The organism is Methylobacterium tarhaniae (genome assembly GCF_001043955.1).
Classification (GTDB): Bacteria; Pseudomonadota; Alphaproteobacteria; order Rhizobiales; family Beijerinckiaceae; genus Methylobacterium; species Methylobacterium tarhaniae.
In genome coordinates this window covers 1-3614 of sequence record NZ_LABZ01000322.1, presented here as the reverse complement: position 1 = coordinate 3614, position 3614 = coordinate 1, and the positions used below count along the sequence as shown (strand labels likewise).

Sequence of the window (3614 nt, the reverse complement as noted above, 5' to 3'; positions counted from 1 at the left end):
GCCCCGAGTCCGCGCCCCCGACCGGGAACGTGCCCCGGATCGGGGGCGCGGACTCGGGGCTCGCGGGCGGGCAGACGGGGCAGGGCCGCTCGGCGGCCGCCGGCCCGACCTCGGCGTCCGCCGACGGCGGGGCCTGCAGGCGGGACGGAACCTCAACCGGATCCCGGCTCGAATCCCTTGCCGGATCCTTTACCGGATCCTTGGCCGGCCCCTGCGCCGCCTCGATCGTCGGGTGCGGGCGCAGCAGGCTGACGCGCGGATCGAGGGCCACGATGACGGCGAGCGGGATGGTGACGGCCGCGAGCGCCGCCAAGCCGAACCCATATCGCCCGCTTCCGTCCCGCACGCTCCACCGCCTCGCTGCGCGCACTCGCGGCGCGACCGGGCCAGTATGCACCGATTCCTAAGGAAAGTTCGTCCGTGACAAAGACTTAGACGAAATTGCTGGGGATGGCGGCCGTCGGCGCCTGTCCTGTGTCCTTACGGCACCACGAGGACGCCTCCGAGGCGGCAGGACGGGTGCCCGAACCGTCCGGATGCCCTATGCTGCCCTCATGACGACGCCCGCGCCCGACCCCACGGATGGCCTCGCGCGCCGGCTGCGGCTGGAGCGCGAGGCGCGGGGCTGGTCGCTCGGCGACCTCGCGGCCCGCTCCGGTGTCTCGAAGGCGATGATCAGCAAGGTCGAACGCGCCGAGGCGAGCCCGACCGCCGCGCTGCTGGGCCGGCTCTCCGGGGCCTTCGGGCTCACCCTCTCGACCCTGCTGGCGCGGGCGGAGGGCGAGACGGGGCAGCTCACGCGCGCCGCGGCTCAGCCGGTCTGGATCGATCCGGAGACCGGCTATCGCCGCCGGCAAGTGTCGCCGCAAGTCTCGCCGCAAGTCTCGCCGTCGATGGCGGAGATCCCCCTCGATCTCACGGAGGTGGCGCTGCCGGCGGGCGCCGAGGTCTCGTATCCGGCGGCCTCCTACGCCTTCCTGCGCCAGATGATCTGGATGCTCGCCGGCACCCTGACGTTCCAGGAGGGGGAGACCACCCACGTGCTCGAGGCCGGCGATTGCCTGGCGCTGGGCGCGCCGGCCGATTGCACCTTCGCCAACCGGAGCGGGCAGCCCTGCCGCTACCTCGTCGCCGTGGTGCGGCAGCGCTGAAAGCTGCGGCAGCGCTGAAAGCTGCGGCAGCGCCGGACGCGAGCGCGGGAGGTCAGGCCGCGCGCCGGGCGAGGAAGGTGCGGGCCTCGGCCCCGCCGCGCAGGAAGCCGTAGACCAGCACCGGCCAGCAGAACAGCAGCACCGCCATCGGCGCCGACATCTGCCAGCCGACAATGGCCCCGACGATGCCCGCCGCCGAGCCGACGAAGCGGAAGTAGAAGACCGGCACCGCGACCACGAGGGCGATCAGGACGGGCACGCCGAGGACCGCGGTCAGCCCGGCCTGCACCGCCAGGAGGTTGGTCACGCCCATTGCCAGGAACACCAGGAAGGCGGCAATCTGCATCATCGGGTCTCGCTCTCGGGCCATGTGAACCACGTCAAGCCAGACAGACAGACGAGCATGGCTTTTTGTGGGGCGGCGGGAGCCGGTCCGGCGCGTCGCGGGTCCGACCGCACGAACCCGCGGCGCGGCCGTTGCGTCGCGGCCACACCCGGGCCGGCCAGCCGTCATCTAACCGTCATCCCCCTCCCCAACCGCCTCGGCCTGCACCAGGTTATCCACAATGCGGACGCAGACAGATCCGCGGATGCGATCGTGCAGGAAACACGATGGACGTCAGGGCGGCACTCACCCAAGTTCAGTCCAACATCGAGGCGACGTGCGACCGGGCGGTCCGGCAGTCATCATTGATCGAGAGCCGGGAGCGGCAGGGGCTGCCGACCGATCGCGAGCAGAACGTCCTGCGCGGCATGCGCGTATCCCTCGGCCTCGAGTACCACAACGAGACTTTGCTGCTGGCCGCCCTGGCCGGCGAGGCGCGGGACGAAGGCGACGCTCCGCCCGCCCGCCGCCCGTGCCACCGCGGCGCCGGGGAGGATTGCCCGCTGCCGATCCGCTGCTGCGCCACCCTGGCGGCCACCCTCACGCCGTGGTCTCACGCGCCCCGGCCCCACACCGCCGCGCCGCGCTGATTCGCCGAGAAGCCCGGCCGGACGCCCCGGACCGGCGGCACGGGAGCGCCCGCGGCTGAGGCGCCGCCGCCACACCGGCCGCCCCGCTCGGCCCCGCTCCCCTCGGGCGGCCGTCCCGGCCGGGGGCGCTGTGGCGCCGGAGCACTGGCGCCCCGGCAGGGCGCGGCGGTCTCCTCCGCCCCGGGGCTCCGCCGGGGACCCAGCCGAGAGACCAGGGATCCACCGGGTGCCCAGCATGTCGAACGCGCCGCTCTTCCTCCACCTCGCCGGGTCGCTGGCCTTCGTGGCCGCCGCCGGCCGCGGCATCGGCTGGGCCCTCGACGCCTGGGTGCGGCGCGCGCCGGAGGACGGGGCACGGGCGCCCTCCGGCCCGGAGCGGGCCGCGCCGGGCCGCGCTCCCGGACCGGCGCCGGCCGGATTGCCGGATCAATCCGGCGCCCGCATCCGGTAGCCCACCCCGGTCTCGGTCAGGATGTAGCGCGGGCGCTCCGGCTCGGGCTCGAGCTTCTGGCGCAGCTGGCGCACGTAGACCCGGAGATATTGCGGGTCGGCCGCCGAACCCCAGACCTCGCGCAGCAGGTGGGCATGGGTGAGCACCTTGCCGGCATGGTGCACCAGCAGGCGCAGCACATCGTATTCCTTGGGCGAGAGCTTCACCTCGCGCTCGGCCACGCGCACGATCCGGCGCACCAGGTCGACCGAGAGGTCGCCGGCCCGGAAGACCGGGCGCTCGCCGCCGACCGCGAGCTGGTGGCGCAGGGCCGTGCGCATCCGCGCGAGCAGCTCGTTCATGCCGAAGGGCTTGGTGACGTAGTCGTCCGCCCCGAGATCGAGGGCCTCGACCTTGCCGGCCTCGTCGTCCCGGCTCGACAGCACGATCACCGGCAGGTCGGGGCGCGCCGCCCGGATCCGCGCCAGGAGGTCGTGCCCCCGGATGTCCGGCAGGCCGAGATCGAGGATCGCGAGCGCGACGGTCTCGCGCTCCAGGATGTCCAGGGCGGCCTGCCCGTTCGGGGCCTCGGCCACCTCGTAGCCCTGGCTGCCGAGGCCCACGCGCAGGAGCCGCCGGATCGGCGGCTCGTCGTCGATCACCAGGATGCGGAGAGCGTTGGTCATGCGGCATCGTCCAGGGCGGCGCGGGGCACCGGCAGGGTCAGGGTGAAGGCGGCACCCGGGAAAGCGGGATCCGGCCGGTCGGCCCGGTTGCGGGCGGCGATCCGCCCGCCCATCGCCTCGACGAAGCCGCGGGAGATGGCAAGGCCGAGGCCCGTCCCGGCCCGGACCCGGTCGCTCTTGCGCACCCGGTAGAAGGTGTCGAAGATCCGCTCCTCGTCGCCCTCCGGGATGCCCTCGCCCTCGTCGAGGATCGCCAGGCGCACCACGTCGCCCTCGCGCTGCCCCTCGATCCGCACCAGGCTGCCCTCGGGGGCGTATTTGGCGGCGTTGTCGAGGAGGTTGAACAGCACCTGCTCCATCAGCACCGCGTCG

The 3614-nt window shown here is 73.8% G+C and carries 6 protein-coding genes and 1 pseudogene; 3 read left to right on the top strand and 4 right to left on the bottom strand.

Going from position 1 to position 3614, the window contains the following annotated elements; translation table 11 throughout:
- Positions 1–313 (bottom strand): annotated as a pseudogene (locus VQ03_RS29615) (hypothetical protein); the annotation flags it as partial.
- A gap of 241 nt (positions 314–554) precedes the next feature.
- Between VQ03_RS29615 and VQ03_RS29610 the strand changes: the two are divergent.
- The gene (locus VQ03_RS29610) at positions 555–1151 is read left to right on the top strand and encodes a helix-turn-helix domain-containing protein (protein WP_048454519.1); all 597 of its coding nucleotides are present in this window, start codon (positions 555–557) and stop codon (positions 1149–1151) included.
- A 52-nt stretch (positions 1152–1203) separates the two neighbouring features.
- Here the strand turns inward: VQ03_RS29610 and VQ03_RS29605 are convergent, their stop codons facing one another.
- Positions 1204–1500, bottom strand: a complete 297-nt coding sequence (locus tag VQ03_RS29605) for a hypothetical protein (protein ID WP_048454517.1) — start codon at positions 1498–1500, stop codon at positions 1204–1206.
- Positions 1501–1763: 263 nt separating this feature from the next.
- Between VQ03_RS29605 and VQ03_RS29600 the strand changes: the two genes are divergently transcribed.
- Both VQ03_RS29600 and VQ03_RS29595 read left to right on the top strand, forming a co-directional pair.
- On the top strand, positions 1764–2126 hold the full coding sequence (locus tag VQ03_RS29600; protein WP_048454516.1) for a hypothetical protein: 363 nt from the start codon (positions 1764–1766) through the stop codon (positions 2124–2126).
- Positions 2127–2352: 226 nt separating this feature from the next.
- Positions 2353–2577 (top strand): hypothetical protein, encoded by a 225-nt coding sequence (locus VQ03_RS29595; protein WP_157064318.1) that lies wholly within the window; start codon positions 2353–2355, stop codon positions 2575–2577.
- Here VQ03_RS29595 and VQ03_RS29590 read toward each other — a convergent pair.
- A complete protein-coding gene (locus VQ03_RS29590; RefSeq protein WP_048454514.1) occupies positions 2553–3242 on the bottom strand; it encodes a response regulator transcription factor in 690 nt (229 codons plus the stop codon). The genes VQ03_RS29595 and VQ03_RS29590 overlap by 25 nt on opposite strands.
- Positions 3239–3614: sensor histidine kinase (locus VQ03_RS29585; protein WP_048454513.1), on the bottom strand; the 376-nt coding region annotated here is incomplete at its 5' end. The genes VQ03_RS29590 and VQ03_RS29585, both read right to left, overlap by 4 nt.

Excerpts from the sequence above, each read along its gene's own strand:
- VQ03_RS29610 (WP_048454519.1), top strand. The coding sequence starts at position 555 with ATGACGACGCCCGCGCCCGACCCCACGGATGGCCTCGCGCGCCGGCTG.
- VQ03_RS29605 (WP_048454517.1), bottom strand. The coding sequence starts at position 1,500 with ATGATGCAGATTGCCGCCTTCCTGGTGTTCCTGGCAATGGGCGTGACC.
- VQ03_RS29600 (WP_048454516.1), top strand. The coding sequence starts at position 1,764 with ATGGACGTCAGGGCGGCACTCACCCAAGTTCAGTCCAACATCGAGGCG.
- VQ03_RS29590 (WP_048454514.1), bottom strand. The coding sequence starts at position 3,242 with ATGACCAACGCTCTCCGCATCCTGGTGATCGACGACGAGCCGCCGATC.